The organism is Streptomyces hyaluromycini, assembly GCF_002217755.1.
In the GTDB taxonomy this organism is placed as follows: domain Bacteria; phylum Actinomycetota; class Actinomycetes; order Streptomycetales; family Streptomycetaceae; genus Streptomyces; species Streptomyces hyaluromycini.
On the sequence record NZ_BCFL01000013.1, the window covers coordinates 1 to 679 of the forward strand.

The following is a 679-nucleotide window of genomic DNA, read 5'->3' on the forward strand; positions in this document are numbered from 1 at the left end:
GCCGAGGCGAACCAGTGGCCGGAGGACGTCGTCGACTACTTCGGCGACTACCGCAGCGGCGGGGACGAGTGCCACATGGCGTTCCATTTCCCGGTGATGCCGCGGATCTTCATGGCCGTGCGCCGGGAGTCCCGCTACCCCGTCTCGGAGATCCTCGCCAAGACCCCCGCCATCCCCTCCGGCTGCCAGTGGGGCATCTTCCTGCGCAACCACGACGAGCTGACCCTCGAAATGGTCACCGACGAGGAACGCGACTACATGTGGGCCGAATACGCCAAAGACCCGCGTATGCGCGCCAACATCGGCATCAGGCGGCGGCTCGCCCCCCTCCTCGACAACGACCGCAACCAGATCGAGCTCTTCACCGCGCTCCTGCTGTCCCTGCCCGGCTCGCCGATCCTCTACTACGGCGACGAGATCGGCATGGGCGACAACATCTGGCTCGGCGACCGCGACGCCGTGCGCACCCCCATGCAGTGGACCCCCGACCGCAACGCCGGCTTCTCCTCCTGCGACCCCGGACGGCTCTACCTGCCGACCATCATGGACCCCGTCTACGGCTACCAGGTCACCAACGTCGAGGCCTCCATGTCCTCGCCGTCCTCCCTGCTGCACTGGACCCGCCGGATGATCGAGATCCGCAAGCAGAATCCTGCCTTCGGACTGGGGTCCTACACCG

Annotated in this window: 1 protein-coding gene; it reads left to right on the forward strand. The window is 67.0% G+C overall.

Features of this window, described 5'->3' with window-relative positions; all coding sequences use genetic code 11:
* Positions 1 to 679, forward strand: a 679-nt coding sequence (locus tag SSP29_RS00080; protein WP_245882990.1) for an alpha-amylase family glycosyl hydrolase, incomplete at both ends; no start/stop codon positions are given.